General features: G+C 55.6%; 19 protein-coding genes. 5 read left to right on the top strand and 14 right to left on the bottom strand.

The annotated features are described in order from the left end of the window. Window positions 1-95 precede the first annotated feature (95 nt). The 6 genes from ugpB to livK all read right to left on the bottom strand — a co-directional run bounded on the left by ugpB (window position 96) and on the right by livK (window position 6,545). Window positions 96-1,412, bottom strand: coding sequence for a sn-glycerol-3-phosphate ABC transporter substrate-binding protein UgpB (gene ugpB, locus G163CM_RS19395; RefSeq protein ID WP_113858407.1), 1,317 nt, complete (start codon window positions 1,410-1,412; stop codon window positions 96-98). A 289-nt stretch (window positions 1,413-1,701) separates the two neighbouring features. Beyond that, complete coding sequence (livF, locus tag G163CM_RS19390) at window positions 1,702-2,415, bottom strand: high-affinity branched-chain amino acid ABC transporter ATP-binding protein LivF (RefSeq protein ID WP_015962635.1); 714 nt, start codon at window positions 2,413-2,415, stop codon at window positions 1,702-1,704. A gap of 1 nt (window position 2,416) precedes the next feature. Further along, window positions 2,417-3,184, bottom strand: coding sequence for a high-affinity branched-chain amino acid ABC transporter ATP-binding protein LivG (gene livG, locus G163CM_RS19385; protein ID WP_015962634.1), 768 nt, complete (start codon window positions 3,182-3,184; stop codon window positions 2,417-2,419). Beyond that, a complete protein-coding gene (locus G163CM_RS19380) occupies window positions 3,181-4,458 on the bottom strand; it encodes a high-affinity branched-chain amino acid ABC transporter permease LivM (protein ID WP_015962633.1) in 1,278 nt (425 codons plus the stop codon). Before G163CM_RS19380 ends, livG begins: the two co-directional genes overlap by 4 nt. After that, window positions 4,455-5,381, bottom strand: coding sequence for a high-affinity branched-chain amino acid ABC transporter permease LivH (livH, locus tag G163CM_RS19375; protein WP_149464107.1), 927 nt, complete (start codon window positions 5,379-5,381; stop codon window positions 4,455-4,457). The genes G163CM_RS19380 and livH overlap by 4 nt, the downstream gene beginning before the upstream one ends. A gap of 54 nt (window positions 5,382-5,435) precedes the next feature. Next, a complete protein-coding gene (livK, locus tag G163CM_RS19370) occupies window positions 5,436-6,545 on the bottom strand; it encodes a high-affinity branched-chain amino acid ABC transporter substrate-binding protein LivK (RefSeq protein WP_015962631.1) in 1,110 nt (369 codons plus the stop codon). A gap of 420 nt (window positions 6,546-6,965) precedes the next feature. Here livK and panM point away from each other — a divergent pair, with 420 nt between their 5' ends. Further along, window positions 6,966-7,349, top strand: coding sequence for an aspartate 1-decarboxylase autocleavage activator PanM (gene panM / locus G163CM_RS19365; RefSeq protein WP_149464105.1), 384 nt, complete (start codon window positions 6,966-6,968; stop codon window positions 7,347-7,349). On the opposite strand, the gene G163CM_RS19360 is transcribed toward panM, so the two are convergent. The 7 genes from G163CM_RS19360 to ftsY all read right to left on the bottom strand — a co-directional run bounded on the left by G163CM_RS19360 (window position 7,315) and on the right by ftsY (window position 14,089). Then, a complete protein-coding gene (locus tag G163CM_RS19360; protein WP_231826006.1) occupies window positions 7,315-7,851 on the bottom strand; it encodes a GNAT family N-acetyltransferase in 537 nt (178 codons plus the stop codon). The two genes, panM and G163CM_RS19360, sit on opposite strands and share 35 nt — an antisense overlap. Before the next feature lie 3 nt (window positions 7,852-7,854). After that, a complete protein-coding gene (locus G163CM_RS19355; RefSeq protein ID WP_015962628.1) occupies window positions 7,855-8,124 on the bottom strand; it encodes a type II toxin-antitoxin system TacA family antitoxin in 270 nt (89 codons plus the stop codon). A gap of 149 nt (window positions 8,125-8,273) precedes the next feature. After that, complete coding sequence (livJ, locus tag G163CM_RS19350) at window positions 8,274-9,377, bottom strand: branched chain amino acid ABC transporter substrate-binding protein LivJ (RefSeq protein WP_041686153.1); 1,104 nt, start codon at window positions 9,375-9,377, stop codon at window positions 8,274-8,276. A 338-nt stretch (window positions 9,378-9,715) separates the two neighbouring features. Next, complete coding sequence (gene rpoH, locus G163CM_RS19345; RefSeq protein WP_015962625.1) at window positions 9,716-10,570, bottom strand: RNA polymerase sigma factor RpoH; 855 nt, start codon at window positions 10,568-10,570, stop codon at window positions 9,716-9,718. A 243-nt stretch (window positions 10,571-10,813) separates the two neighbouring features. After that, a complete protein-coding gene (gene ftsX / locus G163CM_RS19340; RefSeq protein WP_015962624.1) occupies window positions 10,814-11,869 on the bottom strand; it encodes a permease-like cell division protein FtsX in 1,056 nt (351 codons plus the stop codon). Then, entirely contained in the window at window positions 11,862-12,530 is a 669-nt protein-coding gene (ftsE, locus tag G163CM_RS19335; RefSeq protein ID WP_015962623.1) for a cell division ATP-binding protein FtsE, read from the bottom strand. The genes ftsX and ftsE overlap by 8 nt, the downstream gene beginning before the upstream one ends. A gap of 2 nt (window positions 12,531-12,532) precedes the next feature. After that, complete coding sequence (ftsY, locus tag G163CM_RS19330) at window positions 12,533-14,089, bottom strand: signal recognition particle-docking protein FtsY (RefSeq protein WP_231826005.1); 1,557 nt, start codon at window positions 14,087-14,089, stop codon at window positions 12,533-12,535. A 192-nt stretch (window positions 14,090-14,281) separates the two neighbouring features. On the opposite strand from ftsY, the gene rsmD reads away from it, so the two are divergent. Together rsmD and G163CM_RS19320 are read left to right on the top strand one after the other, a co-directional pair. Continuing rightward, a complete protein-coding gene (gene rsmD / locus G163CM_RS19325) occupies window positions 14,282-14,878 on the top strand; it encodes a 16S rRNA (guanine(966)-N(2))-methyltransferase (protein ID WP_149464099.1) in 597 nt (198 codons plus the stop codon). Continuing rightward, window positions 14,868-15,140 carry a DUF1145 family protein gene (locus tag G163CM_RS19320; protein ID WP_231826004.1) on the top strand — a complete coding sequence of 91 codons (273 nt, stop codon included), beginning with the start codon at window positions 14,868-14,870 and terminating at the stop codon, window positions 15,138-15,140. Before rsmD ends, G163CM_RS19320 begins: the two co-directional genes overlap by 11 nt. A 96-nt stretch (window positions 15,141-15,236) precedes the next feature. On the opposite strand, the gene G163CM_RS19315 is transcribed toward G163CM_RS19320, so the two are convergent. Then, window positions 15,237-15,605 carry a DUF2500 domain-containing protein gene (locus tag G163CM_RS19315; protein ID WP_041686152.1) on the bottom strand — a complete coding sequence of 123 codons (369 nt, stop codon included), beginning with the start codon at window positions 15,603-15,605 and terminating at the stop codon, window positions 15,237-15,239. Window positions 15,606-15,740: 135 nt separating this feature from the next. Here G163CM_RS19315 and G163CM_RS19310 point away from each other — a divergent pair, with 135 nt between their 5' ends. Continuing rightward, window positions 15,741-16,367 carry a lysoplasmalogenase gene (locus G163CM_RS19310; RefSeq protein ID WP_015962618.1) on the top strand — a complete coding sequence of 209 codons (627 nt, stop codon included), beginning with the start codon at window positions 15,741-15,743 and terminating at the stop codon, window positions 16,365-16,367. Window positions 16,368-16,445: 78 nt separating this feature from the next. Continuing rightward, window positions 16,446-18,647 (top strand): Zn(II)/Cd(II)/Pb(II) translocating P-type ATPase ZntA, encoded by a 2,202-nt coding sequence (zntA, locus tag G163CM_RS19305; RefSeq protein ID WP_231826003.1) that lies wholly within the window; start codon window positions 16,446-16,448, stop codon window positions 18,645-18,647. The last annotated feature ends 94 nt before the right edge of the window (window positions 18,648-18,741 follow it).

Below are 18,741 nucleotides of genomic sequence, written 5' to 3'. Positions count from 1 at the left end.
GGTTAGTTCCTGAACTGCGCCGGATGCGCTTCGCTTATCCGGCCTACGGAGACGTGTAGGCCGGGTAAGGCGCAGCCGCCACCCGGCATTTCACATTAAGACTTCGTCGATTTCTCAAAACGACGCAGCAACTGGTTCCCGCGCTCGACGGCAGAATCCAGCGCCTGCTGAGGCGTTTTCTTACCGGTCCACACGCTTTCCAGTTCTTCATCGACAATGACGCGGATCTGCGGCATGTTGCCCAGACGCAGCCCTTTGGTGAACGGCAGCGGCGGCTTGTTCAGCATCTGACGCGTGGCGGTGTCTGCACCCGGGTTCTTGTCGTAGTAGCCCTGCTCGCGGGTCAGGTCATAGGCAGCGGTAGTGATCGGCAGATAACCGGTTTTCTGATGCCATTCGGCGGCGTTTTCCGGCTTCGCCAGGAATTCGAGGAACTTCGCCACCCCGGTGTAGGTTTCTTTGTCTTTACCCTGCATCACCCACAGACTTGCCCCGCCAATAATGGCGTTTTGCGGCGCGCCTTTGGCGTCGGCATCGTACGGCATCATGCCCACGCCGTAGTTGAATTTGGCGTACTGACGGATGTTCGCCAGGGAACCCGACGACGCGGTGGTCATCGCGCAATCGCCGTTATAGAACTTCTCGGTCGATTCGTCTTTACGGCCCACGTAGCTGAAATCGCCCTTCTTGTTCATCTCCTGCAACAGCGCGATATGTTTCACCTGCTCCGGTTTGTTGAATTCCAGCACCGCATCCGTGCCGTCAAAACCATTGTTTTTGCTGGCAAACGGCAGGCCGTTCCAGGCGCTGAAGTTTTCCAGTTGGATCCACCCCTGCCAGCCGCTGGCGTAGCCGCACTTCATTCCCGCCGCTTTCAGTTTTTCGGTATAGGCCGCTAAGTCCTGCCAGGTTTTCGGCGGCTGCTCCGGGTCCAGGCCCGCTTTTTTGAAGGCGTCTTTGTTGTAGTAGAGAACAGGCGTGGAGCTGTTAAATGGCTGAGAAAGGAGATGCCCGGTTTTCGCATCGGAGTAATAACCGGAAATCGTCGGCACAAACTGCGACTCATCAAAGTTAATCCCGGCGTCTTTAAACACCTCATACACCGGCTTGATGGCTTTCGACGCCATCATTGTGGCGGTGCCCACTTCATACACCTGCAAAATCGCCGGCGCATTCCCGGTACGGAACGCGGCGATACCCGCGCTCAGGTTCTGTTCGTAGTTGCCCTTGTAGATAGGCACAATTTTGTAATCCGGGTTGGCGGCATTGAAACGCTGCGCCAGAGAATCAACTTCTTTACCCAACTCCCCTTCCATCGAATGCCAGAACGGAATGTTAGTCACTGCCAGCGCCTGGCCAACAAATACCAGACTGAGCGCCAATCCTGAGGCTGTATGTCGTAACAGTTTCATTGATTATCTCTCTTGTTGTTTCGAATGCGCGATTTCACGCGTTTTATGCTCGCGGGGGTAACATGACATGCTCGAATTACAGAAAAATAACGTTTTTATTACAAAAAAAAGATAGTCAGGCGTCAGAGGGATGGCAAGACGATGACGCTGCGGTGACAGGAAAATGGGAGGTGGGGCACGTATAGGTACGATTCAGGCACAATAAAGCCGGGTGGCGACGACGCCTTACCCGGCCTGATGAGTATTGATATTGTAGGCCCGGTAAGCGCAGCGCCACCGGGCATGTGCGTTAACCGCCCAAATACGCGCTTCTTACCGCTTCGTTCGCCAGCAGGGCATCGCCGGTATCTTCGAGCACCACATGGCCGTTTTCGAGCACGTAGCCGCGGTCAGCGAGTTTCAGTGCCTGGTTGGCGTTCTGCTCGACGAGGAAGATGGTCATCCCCTGCTCGCGCAGTTGTTCGATTGTGTCGAAAATCTGCTGAATAATGATTGGCGCCAGGCCAAGCGAAGGCTCATCCAGCAGCAACAGGCGCGGGTTGCTCATCAGCGCGCGACCAATCGCCAGCATCTGCTGTTCACCGCCGGACATCGTACCCGCACGCTGAATTCGGCGCTCGTGCAGACGCGGGAAGAGTTCGTATACCCACTTAATACGCTCCTGGAACTGGTCGCGTTCGGCAAAGAAGCCGCCCATCGCCAGGTTCTCTTCCACCGTCATGCGCGAGAAGACGCGACGCCCTTCCGGGACAATCGCTACCGCTTCGCGCATAATTTTCGCGGTTTGCCAGTCGGTAATGTCTTTATCATCAAAGACGATGCGCCCGCTGGTGGCGCGCGGGTCGCCGCACAGCGTGCCCAGCAGCGTGGTTTTCCCCGCGCCGTTGGCACCAATCAGGGTGACGATTTCGCCCTGATTGATATGCAGACTCACCTCATGCAGCGCCTGAATCTTGCCGTAGTGGGCATTGACCTTGTCAAAAGACAACATGACTTTTTCCATTTTATGCCTCACCTAAATACGCACGAATGACGTCCGGGTTATTACGAATTTGCTCCGGCGTACCGTTCGCCAGCGGCGTGCCCTGGTTCACCACGTAGATGCGGTCCGAAATACCCATCACCAGCTTCATGTCATGCTCAATCAGCAGAATGGTGGTGTTGTGCGCGTTACGCAGTTCGGCAATCAGTTCGTCCAGCTCTTTGGTCTCTTTCGGGTTGAGGCCCGCAGCGGGTTCATCGAGCATCAGAATTTCCGGCTGCGTGACCATGCAGCGGGCGATCTCCAGACGACGCTGGTCACCGTAGGCCAGGTTGCTCGCCTGACGGTTGGCGTGTTCCAGCAGGCCAATACGCTCAAGCCAGGTCGCGGCGCGATCGAGCGCTTCGCTCTGAGCACGGCGGAATGACGGAGTTTTCAGCAGGCCGGAGAAAACGCCGGTTTTCAGCTGCTGATGCTGTGCCACCAGCAGGTTTTCAATCACCGTCATTTCGCGGAACAGGCGCACGTGTTGGAAGGTACGCACCACGCCCATACGGGCGATTTGCTGGCCCGGAAGCCCTTCCAGATGCTGGTCGCGCAGCATGATGGTGCCGCCCGTCGGTTTGTAGAAGCCGGTCAGACAGTTAAAGACCGTAGTTTTCCCCGCGCCGTTCGGGCCAATCAGGGAGACAATCTCCTGCGGATGCAGCTCCAGATTGACGTTGTTGACCGCCAGCAGGCCGCCAAAACGCATCATCAGGCCGCTAACGGATAATAATGGCTGACTCATGCCTGCTCTCCTTTCGCTTTCCCGTTTTTCAACTTCATCTGCACACGGGTCATCGGCAGCAAGCCCTGCGGACGCCAGATCATCATCAGCACCATCAAACCACCCAGCATTAACATGCTGTATTCATTAAAGTCGCGCATCAGTTCACGCGAGACCACCAGCAGAATCGCCGCGAGAATAACCGCAAACTGCGAGCCCATTCCGCCCAGAACCACAATCGCCAGCACGAAAGCGGATTCGGCGAAGGTGAACGATTCCGGGCTGACAAAGCCCTGGCGTGCGGCAAACAGCGTACCGGCAAAACCGGCAAACGCGGCGCTGATGGTAAAGGCGGTCAGCTTGATGCGCGTCGGGCTCAGGCCCAGCGAGCGGCAGGCGATTTCATCTTCACGCAGCGCTTCCCACGCACGGCCCAGCGGCATACGCAGCAGGCGGTTAATCACGAACAGCGAGAACACCACCAGCAGCAGCGCCACCAGATAGAGCCAGATCACGCGGTCGGACGGGTCGTACTTTACGCCAAAGAAGTTGCTGAAGGTATCCCAGCCGCCTTCACGCGCGGAACGGCTGAACTCCAGACCGAAGAAGGTCGGTTTAGGGATCTGGCTGATCCCGTTCGGGCCACCGGTCACTTCGGTATTATTGAGCAGCAGAATGCGAACGATTTCCCCAAAGCCTAAGGTGACAATCGCCAGATAATCACCGCGCAAACGCAGCACCGGGAAGCCAAGCAGGAAGCCCGCCGCCGCCGAAACCAGCCCCGCCAACGGTAAACAGGTCCAGAAACCAAGCCCGTAATAGTGGTTCAACAGCGCAAAGGTATACGCGCCGATAGCATAAAAGCCGCCATAGCCCAGCACCAGCAGGCCAGAGAGGCCAACCACCACGTTCAGCCCGAGGCCGAGAATGATATAAATCATGGTCAGGGTGGCGATATCGACCGTACCGCGCGAAACCATAAACGGCCACGCCACGGCAATCACCAGCAGCGCCACGAGGAACAGTTTCTGTTTAACGGTGGAGCCGTCAATCGCCGGCAGAACAAACTTCGGCCCGGAGACGTTTTTCAGGGTGTTCTGGAAAACAGGACGCAGCAACTGGAAGAAGAAGACCACCGCCGTACCGATGTAAACCCACTGCCAGCGAATATCCGCCGCCGAGCCCACCACCAGTTTGGTGCCATCCAGTTGTAACTGAACGCCCATAAAGACGCCCGCCAGAATAAAGAACATGACGGCAGAGAGCAGCGCCATTGCAAAATGCATCGGTTTCATACTTTCTCTACCTCCGGGCGACCCAGAATACCGGTCGGCATCACCAGCAGCACCAGAATCAGCAGGGCGAACGACACCACGTCTTTGTATTCCGTACTCAAATAAGCAGAAGAGAGCGCCTCGGCGATACCGAGGATCAGGCCGCCAATCATCGCGCCAGGAATACTGCCGATACCCCCCAGTACCGCCGCGGTAAAGGCTTTCATACCGGCCATAAAGCCGATATACGGGTTAATCACGCCGTAGAACTGGCCGAGCAGCACACCCGCTACCGCCGCCATTGCCGCACCAATTACGAAGGTGAGTGCAATCACGCGGTCCGTGTTGATACCCAGCAGGCTCGCCATTTTCAGGTCTTCCGAACAGGCGCGGCAGGCACGGCCCATGCGGGAATAGCGGATAAACAGCGTCAGCGCCAGCATGGAAATAAAGGTCACAATCCAGATAACCAACTGCATGGTGGTGATGCTGGCCGAGAAGTTTTCGCTGCTGCCAATCGTCCACTGACCGTTAAACAGACTCGGCAGCGCGACGTCGCGCGAACCTTCCGTCAGGCTGACGTAGTTTTGCAGGAAGATGGACATCCCGATGGCGGAGATCAGCGCGATCAGGCGCTTGGAGTTACGCACCGGGCGATACGCGACGCGTTCAATACTCCAGCCGTAGGCGCTGGCGATAATAATCGCGCCAATAAACCCGGCGGCAACCAGCAGCCAGCTGGTATCAATACCCATCATCATCAGGGCGGCGATGATCATAAAGGAGACATAGCTACCGATCATATACACCTCGCCGTGGGCGAAGTTAATCATGCCGATAATGCCGTAAACCATGGTGTAACCGATGGCGATCAATGCATAGGTGCTTCCCAGCGTAACGCCGTTAAACATCTGCTGCATGAAATAGAGAAACTGCTCTGACATAGAATGACCTTTTTCAACCCCTCCGGGTGTTGCGCCCGGAGGGTGGGATGACAGTTACTTCGCCGGGGTTGATGAGCCGTCGGCGTGCCACTGGAAGACACCAAACTCAAATCCCTTCAGATCGCCTTTTTCATCCCATTTCAGCGGCCCAATCACGGTGTTCGCACCGTTTGCTTTCAAATCTTTGACCAGCGCCAGCGGCTCATCGCTGCCGGTACGCTCCATCGCGGTTGCCAGAGACTGCACCGCCGCGTAGGTGATCCACACGTACGGGCCGCTCGGATCTTTCTTCTGCGCCTTCAGGGCATCCACAATCGCTTTGTTGGCCGGTTCCTGGTCATAGCGTTTCGGCATCGTTACCAGCATCCCTTCCCCGGCATCGCCCGCGATGTTAGAGAGTGATGCGTTACCCACGCCTTCCGGGCCCATAAACAGGGTTTTCAGGCCGACGGAACGCGCCTGGCGCAGCATCTGGCCCATTTCCGGGTAGTAGCCGCCGAAGTAAACGAAATCGATATTCTCTTTTTTCAGGCGTGCGATCAGCGCCGAGAAATCTTTCTCACCCGCAGTAATACCGTCAAAGAAGACAATATTGGCTTTACCCGCTTTCAGGCCGTCCTGTACGGAACGCGCCAGGCCTTCACCGTACTGCTGTTTGTCGTGGATGATGGCAATACGCTGCGGTTTCACCTTCTCCAGAATATATTTCGCGGCGGTCGGGCCCTGAGAGGAGTCGAGACCGGCGGTACGCATGATGTGCTGATAGCCACGCTGCGTCAGTTCCGGGTTAGTTGCGCCCGGCGTGATCATCAGAATGCCTTCATCTTCATAGATGTCGGAAGCCGGCTGCGTGGAGGAGGAGCAGAGGTGACCGATAACGTACTGAATGCCGTCGTTGACGATTTTGTTGGCCACGGCAACGGCCTGTTTCGGGTCGCACGCGTCGTCATACTCCACGCCAACCAGTTTGTTGCCTTTAATGCCGCCTTTGGCGTTGATGTCTTTAATCGCCTGCCGCGCGCCGTTGAACTCCATGTCGCCCCACTGGGCGACCGGGCCAGACATCGCGCCGACTACGGCGACTTTAATATCCTCTGCCATCGCAACATGCGACATTGCCAGTGCGATCAACCCTGCGATCGCTGTTTTCGCATTCGGTCTCATTTTTATGGATCCCCACTCGTGACGTGATTTATTTATTTTGTAGTTTTATGGTTAAAACGCACTTTGTTCTTTTTTTAAACAACGCTATTTTTACCAGTCTCTTTAATGGTTTAGCGCAGTTTTTTGGCTATAACCAGACTAAAATCTCTATTTTTCAGTCTATTAAGCAGAGATAATATTCTGTATTTCTGCCGAGATAAACAAAAAAAGTCCAGAATTCAGCATAAAATAACGGTACATAAGGCGGAATAAATCACTACTTTTCAGGGTAAAACACTGCTTATTTTTCAATCCATATTGAATAAGACTGCCTTTATCCGGCTAAAAAAACTAATCAACTAATGAATGGATGAAAAACAGAATCGCCCTGAAAGGAAAATTAGGTACACTCAGTTACCCGTTTTGGCAGGATTTTTTCGAATGAAACTGACCATCATCCGCTTACAGCACTTCAGCGAACAGGATCGTCTCGATCTGGCAAAAATATGGCCGGAGTACGACATCGACACGCTCGCCCTTGATGACAACCACCGTATTTATGCGGCTCGTTTTAACGAGCGCCTGCTCGGCGCCGTGCGCGTCACGCTCGAAGGCACTCAGGCAACGCTCGACTCACTGCGCGTGCGCGAAATCACCCGCCGTCGTGGCGTGGGGCAATATCTGCTGGAAGAAACGCTGGCGGATAACGCGCAGGCATCCAGCTGGTGGATGGCGGATATCGGCGTGGAAGACCGCGGCGTAATGGCGGCGTTTATGCAGGCGCTGGGCTTTACGGCGCAGGCGGATGGGTGGGAGAAGCGGTAAACAGTCTCTCGATTGATTGGGTAGGATAAAACAGCGCCCGACGATTCTCCCGAACCAGCGGGATAAAGCCCAGCGAAAGATAAAAAGCATGGGCTTTATCATTCAGCGCTTCGACAAACAGGCCATAAATTCCCACGGCCTGCGAGGCCTGATACACCACTTTCATGGCATGTGTCACCAGCAGCGAACCCCACCCTTCTCCCTGAAGCGATTTATCCACAGCCAGCCTGCCTAACGTAACACTTGGGATGTTCTGATAAGGAATTTTCTTCTGCCCTGATTTCGAAGGCAGCGCCAGCCGCTCAAAACAGCTCCCGGACAAGGTGTAATACCCTAACACTACATTCCTGTTTCTGAGCACATAACCCCGCAAGACTTTGCCATCATGCTGGCGGCGCAGATGCTCTTTCAAAAAGAGATTCAACGACGCTTCGCCGCAATCAAACTGACGCCAGTCATACTCCACGTCATCCTGGAGAATCTCAATAATCAAGTCTTGCACGCTCTACTCCATGTCTAAAAGACGTCTCGCTGCGCGTTTCAGTTTTTCGTTCGGCTCCGGAGGTGTATCAAGCGCATCCATCACGCGTTTCCAGGAGTCCTCATTTAAGACGATGCGTCGATGCTCTTCGATGACAGCCGCCGCCCTTTCCGAGGCGCTGTTCAGCATGAACTGCGTCACGGACTGATTAGTGATCGCCGCAGCCTCCTCAATCATGCTTTTATCATCATCACTCAGCCGGAGATCGATCCGCTGTTTTTTTAGTGCTGGCATAACAGCCTCTTAATTTTCAACTTCATTTTGTACGGAAAATTACCGTACAACAACTATACGCCAGTTAACAATGTTGGCAATAGTTGTATTAAAAACAGGCAAAAAAAAGCCCCGGTCCTAAACCGAGGCCTATTATTCAAGGAATAGCCTTATTTGGCGTCAGTCGCCGTGCCGTTCGCATGCCAGTCAAACACGCCGAACTCGAAGCCTTTCAGGTCGCCCTTCTCATCCCATGACAGCGGCCCCATCACGGTTTCTACGGAGTTCGCTTTCAGGTATTTTGCGATTTCCGCCGGGTCTTCAGACTGATTCAGGCCCGCCTGCAGTGATTGCAGCGCAGCATAGGTGGTCCACACGAACGCGCCGCTCGGGTCCTGTTTCTTCGCTTTAATCGCATCCACAATCGGTTTGTTCGCCGGAACCTGATCATAGTTCTTCGGCTTGGTCACTAACAGACCTTCCGCAGAGTCGCCCGCGATGTTAGACAGCGAAACGTTCGCCACGCCTTCTGGCCCCATAAACTGAGTTTTCAGGCCAGCCGCGCGAGACTGACGCAGGATCTGCCCCATCTCCGGGTGATAGCCGCCGAAGTAGACGAAATCGATGTTCTCTTTCTTCAGACGCGCGACCAGGGTCGAGAAGTCTTTCTCGCCTGCGGTAATACCGTCAAAGAAGACCACGTTGGCGTTGCCTTTCTTCAGGTTGTCCTGAACGGCACGCGCCAGGCCTTCACCGTACTGCTGCTTATCGTGCACGATAGCGATACGCTGCGGCTTCACTTTATCGAGAATATATTTCGCCGCGGTTGGGCCCTGGTCAGAGTCCAGGCCGGTGGTACGCAGCAGCAGGTGATAACCGCGTGAGGTCAGTTCCGGAGCGGTCGCCGCCGGGGTGATCATCAGAATGCCTTCATCTTCATAGATATCAGAAGCGGGCTGAGTGGAGGATGAGCAAAGGTGGCCGATAACATATTTGATGCCATCGTTAACCACTTTGTTCGCTACCGCGACCGCCTGTTTCGGGTCACAGGCATCATCATATTTTACGATTTGCAGCTTATTGCCCTTGATGCCGCCTTTGGCGTTGATATCCGCAACCGCCTGCTCAGCACCGGTAAACTCCTGGTCGCCATACTGCGCAACCGGGCCAGACATCGCGCCCACGACCGCGACTTTAATGTTCTCAGCGAAAGCCATGTTACTGAACGCCAGCGCAATACATCCTGCCAGTAACGCTTTACCCTTCATGTTCATCCTGAGGTTCCCCATTGTTATGGTGATTGTATTTGTTGTGATGTTGTTGTGTGACACGTTATTCTGCTTTTATCTATAAGATAAGCATATGATATTAGTAATAACCGATGCATGCGGTGCCATAGCAGCATAGTCTGCTAAAAACATACCCCATTTTTCGGATTTTGAAACGAGAAATTTGGAAGGGATGTAACAAATTTATGACATTCTCGGTGCCGATAGCGATTGCCGGATGGCGCTTCGCTTATCCGGCCTACCTGAGAATGTGCACGATAAAAAACAAAAACCCCCGGACTCGCATCCAGGGGTTATCGGGTACTGCTTAACGCGTTGCGCGGTTACGCTTCAATCGCGGCGCGCAGTTTTTTCATCGCGTTCTTTTCCAGCTGACGTACACGTTCAGCGGAAACGCCGTAACGATCGGCCAGTTCCTGCAACGTCGACTTGTTGTCTTCGTCCAGCCAGCGGGCGCGGATAATGTCCTGGCTACGTTCGTCCAGACCCATCATCGCGTCAGTCAGCTTGTTGGCCGCCTGCTCTTCCCAGTTATCGTCTTCGATGCCATCGGCAAAGTTAGACGTTTTATCCTGAAGGTAAAGCACCGGCGCCATTGGCTGGCTGTCGGACTCGTCGTCGGAAGACATGTCAAAGGTCATGTCCTGTGCCGCCATACGGGATTCCATTTCACGGACATCTTTGCTGGATACGCCCAGTTCGCGCGCGACCATCTCGACTTCATCCTGGTTGAACCAGCCCAGACGCTGCTTGGTTTTACGCAGGTTAAAGAACAGCTTACGCTGTGCTTTGGTCGTCGCGACTTTCACGATACGCCAGTTACGCAGTACGTATTCGTGAATTTCCGCTTTGATCCAGTGTACGGCGAAAGAGACCAGACGCACGCCGACTTCAGGGTTGAAGCGACGAACGGCTTTCATCAGGCCGATGTTACCTTCCTGAATTAAGTCCGCCTGCGGCAGGCCATAGCCCGAGTAGTTACGAGCGATATGAACAACAAAGCGCAGGTGAGACAGGATCAGCGTTTTAGCTGCTTCCAGATCGCCCTGGTAATGCAGCTTTTCAGCGAGCGCCCGCTCTTCATCAGCCGTCAACATCGGCCATGCGTTCGCAGCCCGGATGTAAGACTCCAGGTTACCAACAGGGGCTAAAGCTAAATTTTGCATTTCTTTGGTCATTCAATCCTCTCAATCAATATCGTCTGGCCGTTGAGCAACAACCGTGCCAGAGCTTTTGAGCAACGAGATTATCATTCACTCTTTTATCAGACAGTGATTTTATCCACAAGTTCAATGCAACACTGTGAATAGATTACGCACAAAATGTGACACTCGATAAGCGAGGGCAGGGGAAAGGTAAGAGTGGAACGTATCCCCTGCTAACGGGAACTCGTAGCAGGGGAAGAGTATAACAGAACTTTATTACTCGGGAGTAAATCGACGTAAATGTTGTGCGGTGGCAAGCCATGCCGCAATCCAGCCGATCATCGAGCACACCAGCAGCAGTAACAGGCACTCATCAAACGATAAGCCACTGAGTTCAAACTGAGTTCCGAAAACGCGCGCCACTTCTGTCACCGCAGAAGAGAGCCGCATCACCAAAATTTCTGACAGAATCAGTGAAAGAAATGCGCCGGAAAAACCGAGCAGCGCGCCACCGTAGAGGAACGGACGCAGAATGAAACCATCCGTTGCGCCAATCAGTTTCTGTACGTTGATGGTATCGCGACGGGCAAAGATGCTCAGACGCACGCTGTTACCGATGACGAGGAATACCGCCGCCACCATCAGCACGCCGATCATGGCGGATACGCGGCCCACCAGCCCGGTCAGCGACGCCAGACGCGCAAACCAGCTATCATCCATACGCACTTCGTCCACGCCATCTACCTGCGCTACGCGGTCACGCAGGGTGTTGAGTGACTCGGTGCCCTGGAAATCGAGTTTCGGGATCACCACCGCCACCGCAGGCAACGGGTTCTCTTCCAGCATATCCAGCGCCCCGCCGAAGCCGGACCAGTTGCGGAACTCGCCCAACGCTTCATCACGGGAAAGATAGTTGACCTTCTCAACGCCCTGCTCCGCCTGCAACTGCGCGACCACGCGCGCTGCTGCATCGTCATCCAGCGTTTTTTGCAGGTAGACCGTAATCTGCGGCGACGGATAATATTGCGACGCCGCCGTGTTCACGTTCTTGTAGACCATGTAGCAGACGCTCGGCAGAGTCAGGGAGATGGCGATCACCATCACCGTCAGGAACGTCGCGAACGGCTTGCTTTTCAGATCCTGTAATGCGCCCTGCCAGGCATAACGCACCTGCTCGTTGAACACATTGGTTTTGCGGTTAGCCGGTTTCGGTGCGGCTTTCGGGCGTTTTGGCGCGTTACGTCCACCGCCGCCTTTCCCCACCGATTGACGAATACGATCCAGCCTGCCGCCAAACTGGCGGATTTGATTCATTGCTTCGCGTTTATTCACCCGTGTGGCCTCCATGCAAATGGCCGTCGCTCAGCGTCAGCATGCGGTAAGCGCGGCTGGAGATGAGGCCCAGGTCGTGCGTCGCCATCAGAACCGTTACGCCAACGCGGTTAAACTCTTCAAACAGGCGCAGAATGCCTTCCGACAACGCGTTATCGAGGTTACCCGTTGGTTCATCCGCCAGCAGTACGGCAGGCTTGTTCACCACCGCACGGGCGATGCCCACGCGCTGCTGCTCACCGCCGGAAAGTTGAATCGGGAAGTTTTTCGCTTTGTCGAGCAGCCCGACTTTATCCAGCGCTGCCGAGACGCGGCGGCGGATATCATCATAGCTTGCCCCGGCAATAATCAGCGGGATCGCCACGTTATCAAACACGGTGCGGTCCATCAGCAGATGGTGATCCTGGAAAATCATACCGATCTGGCGACGCAGGAACGGCACCTCACGGTTTTTCAGGCGGCTGATATCATGCCCGCTGAAATAGATTTTCCCGGCGCTGGGCCGTTCAATCCCACAGATAAGCTTCAGCAGGGTACTCTTCCCTGCGCCGGAATGGCCGGTCAGGAATGCCATCTCGCCTGGTTGCATATGGAAGGTCACTCCCTGCAACGCTTGTCTCCCGCCGAGATAGGCTTTGCTGACGTGTTCAAAGCGAATCATTGTTAGTCCTCTCGGGCAAAAAGTGCCTCAATAAAATCGCCCGCTTTAAACGGACGCAAGTCCTCGATACGTTCGCCGACGCCGATATAGCGAATCGGAATACCGAACTGGTCAGCCACAGAGAAGATAACCCCACCCTTCGCGGTACCGTCCAGTTTGGTGAGCGTAATTCCCGTCAGGCCAACGGCTTCATGGAACAATTTGGCCTGGCTGATTGCGTTCTGACCAGTGCTGGCGTCAATCGTCAGCATCACTTCATGCGGCGCTTCAACGTCGAGTTTTTTCATGACGCGGACGATTTTCTTCAGCTCTTCCATCAGGTGCGATTTGTTCTGCAAACGCCCTGCGGTATCAGCGATAAGGACGTCGATATTACGCGCCTTCGCCGCCTGAATAGCATCGAAAATCACCGATGCGGAGTCCGCGCCCGTATGCTGCGCGACCACCGGAATATTGTTACGCTGGCCCCACACCTGGAGCTGCTCCACCGCCGCCGCACGGAAGGTATCACCCGCCGCCAGCATCACCGATTTGCCCTGCTGCTCGAACTGACGCGCCAGCTTACCGATGGTGGTGGTTTTACCCACGCCGTTGACGCCAACCATCAGAATGACGAACGGGGTTTTGCCTTCAATATTAAGCGGTTCATCCACTTTTGCGAGAATATCGCCCATTTCATCTTTCAGCAGGCCGTACAGGGCTTCGGCATCGCGAAGCTGTTTGCGGCTGGCGCTTTCGGTCAGGCTGCTGATGATTTTACGGGTGGTATCCACGCCGACGTCGGCAATCAGCAGCTGTTCTTCCAGCTCTTCAAACAGATCATCGTCGATTTTCTTGCCACGGAACAGGCTGATAAATCCGGAACCGAGATTTTCTTTTGTTTTCAGCAGGCTGCGTTTCAGGCGCGCGAAGAAACCTTCTTTGGTCGGTTTTTCTTGTTCCTGCTGCGCTTCAACGGTTTCGTCGTCGATAGCGTTTTCTGCGGCATCAGCCGCGGCCAGCGCCTGAACCTCGAGTTCTTCATCGCGAATCACCGGCTCGTCTTCGACGAGAATTTCTTCGGCGACAGGCTCTACGACTGCGGGTTCTTCAGCAACCGATGTTTCAACGACGGGCTCTTCAACCACCGGCTCAACAACCGCGACCTCTTCAACTCGCGGTTCGGCCTCCTGAACAGGCTCAATCACCTCTTCAACGATAACCTCTTCCGGCTGCACTTGCGGCTCAGCAATGTCTTGCGCAATCTCTTCCGGCAGCGGCAGTTCTTCGTGCTCAATTACCGCTTCTGGCACGATTACAGGTTCAACAATCTCAACCGGCTGCGGCTTTTCGCTTTCCGCAACCTCTTCGGTAACCTCAACCACCTCGGCGGCGAACGCTTCGCTCTCCTGCTGAGTGTGTTCAGCAGGTGCCTCGACAACCGCCGTGTCATCCTGCTCAGGCTGCGTTTCTACCGCCGCCTGTTCTTCGATTTTTTGTTCAGATTCAACGTCCTGCTGCTGTTCTTTTTGCCCAAAGCCCAGCCAGGAAAAAAAGCCACGTTTCTTCTCTTTTGCCATTTGCGACTTAACTCCTCGCGGTTTATTTATGGCGCTGTTTCGCCATAACAGGGGCGAAAGCTAAAATAATGATGAAATTAGTCGGTTAGTCTACCACTTAACGCGGCGCGCATCACCGCCTGCGGATTAAGGTTTCGCCGAAGTAAGCAGATCGTTAGAATAGCAGGCCAAAAGAGCGACCTGAGCAATAAAATGAAGAAACCAACCTCTGCGGGCAGCGGCCAGATCCGAATTATCGGCGGCCAATGGCGTGGCCGAAAATTACCGGTGCCGGACAGCCCCGGCCTGCGTCCCACCACCGATCGCGTGCGTGAAACCCTGTTTAACTGGCTGGCGCCGTCAATGGTCGATGCCCAATGTCTGGACTGCTTCGCCGGAAGCGGCGCGCTCGGGCTGGAAGCGCTGTCGCGCTATGCGGCAGGCGCAACGCTGCTGGAGATGGACAAACAGGTCGCCCAGCAGTTACAGAAAAATCTCGCCACGCTGAAGGCAAATCAGGGCAAAGTCGTGAATACGAATACGCTCTCATTCCTCAACCAGCCGGGCACGCCGCATGATATCGTTTTTGTCGATCCGCCGTTCCGTAAAGGGCTGCTCGCTGAAACGCTCGCCCTGCTGGAGAACAACGGCTGGCTGGCGGACGATGCGCTTATCTATGTTGAAAGCGAAGTGGAAAATGGCCTGCCAGCGGTGCCGGTAAGCTGGGAACTGCACCGTGAGAAGGTTGCCGGTCAGGTGGCATACCGCCTGTACCATCGTGAAGCACAAGGAGAAAAGGATGCTGATTAATCTGGGTCGGTTGCTGATGCTGTGCGTATGGGCGTTTTTGCTGCTCAATCTTTTCCAGCCTTTCCCGCGCCCGCTGAATATTTTCGTTAACGTCGCGCTGGTGTTTATGGTGCTGATGCACGGCATGCAAATGGCGTTGTTGCAGTCCACCATCCCGAAAGATGGCCCGCAGATGAGCAAAGCGGAGAAGGTACGCATCTTCCTGTTTGGCGTTTTTGAATTGCTGGTGTGGCAGAAAAAAATCACCCCGAAGAAGAAGTAATGTGCGGTTTTTTGCCGGATGGCGCTGCGCTTATCCGGCCTACAAATACGTGCAAACCGTAGGTCGGGTAAGCGTAGCGCCACCCGACAACCACCATCACTGCCCCAAACTCTCCGCCTCAAACGCCACAAACCGCGAACCTTTATAACTCAGCACGCCTTTGTCGCCCACCGTCAGCGCATGATACTGCGCGTCGTCGAGGCGAAAATGCATCTCCAGCCCGCCCTGCTCCGGCTTAAAGCTCACGTCATAGCGCATTGAACTGCCCGCCGGGATTTCCGTTTGTTGGCGCGAGCGACGATCGTTGAGCACTTTTTCCCGCTTGTTACTGACCGTGACGCGCTTTTGCATCAGCGGTGCAGCCTCGTTTTCCTGTTTTTCCCGCCGCTGCTGCACATAACGAAACGATGCGGCAATCACGATAATTGCGACCACGACGACAAAAAATAACGGCATCTTACTCATCATCACATCTCATAGGAATTTACGGAATTCGGGCGATACGGCATGGAAGGCGATTGTCATTAGGCGCTCATGAACACTACACTGAAGACCAGGACAACGCGTGTAATACCCCACTAATGATAACAGGGACATAATATGCTTTGGTCGTTTATTGCTGTCTGCTTATCCGCATGGCTTTATGTCGATGCATCTTACCGTGGCCCGGTCTGGCAGCGCTGGGTATTTAAACCGGTTACCCTTATTCTTCTTCTGTTTCTCGCCTGGCAAGCACCGATGTTTGAGGCGGTTGGCTATCTGGTCGTCGCGGGGCTTTGCGCCTCACTGGTTGGCGATGCGCTAACGCTACTGCCGCGCCAGCGCCTGCTCTATGCCATCGGCGCATTCTTCCTGTCGCATCTGCTGTACACCATCTGGTTTGCCAGCCAGATGACCCTCAGCTTCTTCTGGCCGCTGCCGCTGGTGCTGCTGGTCATTGGCGCGCTGCTGCTGGCGGTTATATGGAGCAAACTGGAAGAGCTGCGTATCCCGGTCGCCACCTTTATCGCCATGACGCTGGTGATGGTCTGGCTGGCGGGTGAACTGTGGTTCCTGCGTCCCACCAGCCCGGCGCTTTCAGGCTTCGTAGGTGCGGCACTGCTGTTGCTGGGCAATATCGTCTGGCTGGTTAGCCATTATCGCTACCGTTTCCGCGCCGATAACGCCATTTCGTCGGCCTGCTACTTCGCCGGACACTTTTTGATCGTCCGCGCGCTCTATCTATAAAATGGCTCTTGACTCTGGAGTCGACTCCAGAGTGTATGCTGCGTTTAATGAAACAACGATCATTAACCGGAGGATACCATGTCGACTCCAGAGACGAAGCCCGCTAAAGCGCCGCAGTTTTCCTCGCTGAAGTTTACCCTTGCGCCTGCCAAAACGGACGACTGCTGCTGCGACGGCGAGTGCGCATCAACCGTTGCCGAAAATCTGCCGGATGCCCGCTACAGCTGGCTTGTCGATGGCATGGACTGCGCCGCCTGCGCCCGCAAAGTCGAAACGGCGGTAAGCCAGATCCCCGGCGTTAAACAGGTCAAAGTGCTGTTCGCCACCGAAAAGCTGCTGGTCGATGCCGATAACGATATTCGCGACCAGGTCGAACGCGCGGTCACCGCCGCCGGGTACACGCTGCGCGGCGAAAACGCACCGAAAACGGAACAAGCCCCTTCCCGCCTGCGTGAAAATCTCCCCCTTATTCTGCTGACGCTGCTGATGGTGATCAGCTGGGGGCTGGAGCATTTCAATCACCCTCTCGGGAACGCCGCGTTTATCGCGACGACGCTGGTCGGCCTCTATCCGGTGGCGCGTCAGGCGTTACGCCTGATCAAAAGCGGCAGCTGGTTTGCCATTGAAACGCTGATGAGCGTCGCGGCGATTGGCGCGCTGTTTATTGGCGCGACGGCGGAAGCGGCGATGGTGTTGCTGCTGTTTTTAATCGGCGAACGACTCGAAGGCTGGGCGGCGACCCGCGCGCGTCAGGGCGTGAGCGCGCTGATGGCGCTGAAACCCGACACCGCCGTGCGCGTGCGTGGCGACCAGCGTGAAACCGTCGCGCAGCAGGATTTACGCCCTGGCGATGTGATTGAAGTAGCGGCTGGCGGGCGCTTACCTGCCGACGGCACGCTGCTTTCTCCCTTTGCCAGCTTTGATGAAAGCGCCTTAACCGGTGAATCTATCCCCGTGGAACACAGTGCGGGCGAGCGCGTCAGCGCCGGAGCGACCAGCGTCGATCGTCTGGTACAAATCACCGTGACTTCACAGCCTGGCGACAGCGCTATCGACCGCATTCTGCGTTTAATTGAAGAAGCGGAAGAGCGCCGCGCGCCGATTGAGCGCTTTATTGACCGTTTCAGCCGCATCTACACCCCGGCGATTATGGTCGTGGCGCTGCTGGTTGCGCTGCTGCCGCCGCTGGCCTTTTCCGCACCGTGGCTGGAGTGGATCTACAAAGGTCTGACGCTGCTGCTGATTGGCTGCCCGTGCGCGCTGGTTATCTCCACGCCGGCGGCGATTACCTCTGGCCTGGCAACCGCTGCACGCTATGGCGCGTTGATTAAGGGCGGCGCGGCGCTGGAACAGCTGGGCCGCGTACAGCAGGTGGCGTTTGATAAAACCGGCACCCTGACCGTCGGCAAACCGCAGGTGACATCCGTTGTCGCTACCGCGGAACTTGACGAAAACAGTATGCTGGCGCTGGCCGCCGCCGTGGAGCAAGGCTCAACGCACCCGCTGGCGCAGGCCATTGTTCGTGAAGCGCAGCAGCGCCAGCTACCGCTACCCACAGCCGACAACCAGCGCACGCTGGCAGGTTCCGGTATCGAAGCGAACGTTAATGGGCAACGCATTCTGATTTGCGCGGCGGGTAAATTCCCGGCAGATGCTCATCAGATGCAGATTGAAGAACTGGAAAAAGCCGGTAATACGGTAGTGCTGGTGACACGCGAAGAGACACTACTGGGTATTCTGGCGCTGCGCGATACGCTACGTGACGACGCCCGCGAAGCCATCGACACCCTGCACACGCTGGGTATTCAGGGCATTATTCTGACCGGCGATAACCCACGCGCGGCGGCGGCCATTGCGGGCGAGCTGGGGCTCGATTTCCGCGCCGGGCTGCTGCCGGCGGATAAAGTCACCGAGGTGACGGCGTTGAATGCGAAAGCGCCGCTGGCGATGGTCGGCGATGGTATTAACGATGCGCCAGCCATGAAAGCCTCTACCATTGGCATTGCGATGGGTAGCGGTAGCGACGTGGCGCTGGAAACCGCCGATGCCGCGCTGACGCACAACCGCTTAACCGGTCTGGCGCAAATGCTGCGTCTGGCGCGTGCCACCCACGCCAACGTGCGGCAGAACATCGCCATCGCGCTGGGGTTGAAAGGCATCTTCCTCGTCACCACCCTGCTTGGCATTACCGGGTTGTGGCTGGCGGTGCTGGCGGATACCGGGGCCACGGTGCTGGTGACGCTGAATGCGCTGCGGTTGTTGCGGATGAAGTTGCGGTGATGGCATTGCCGGATGGCGGCTGCGCCTTATCCGGCCTACGGTAAGATAGCGGTGTGCCAATACATTTGTAGGCCGGATAAGCGAAGCGCATCCG

The sequence above is a fragment of the Pseudocitrobacter corydidari genome (assembly GCF_021172065.1).
GTDB classification, from domain to species: Bacteria; Pseudomonadota; Gammaproteobacteria; order Enterobacterales; family Enterobacteriaceae; genus Pseudocitrobacter; species Pseudocitrobacter corydidari.
This window is presented reverse-complemented; position numbering and strand designations above follow the sequence as displayed.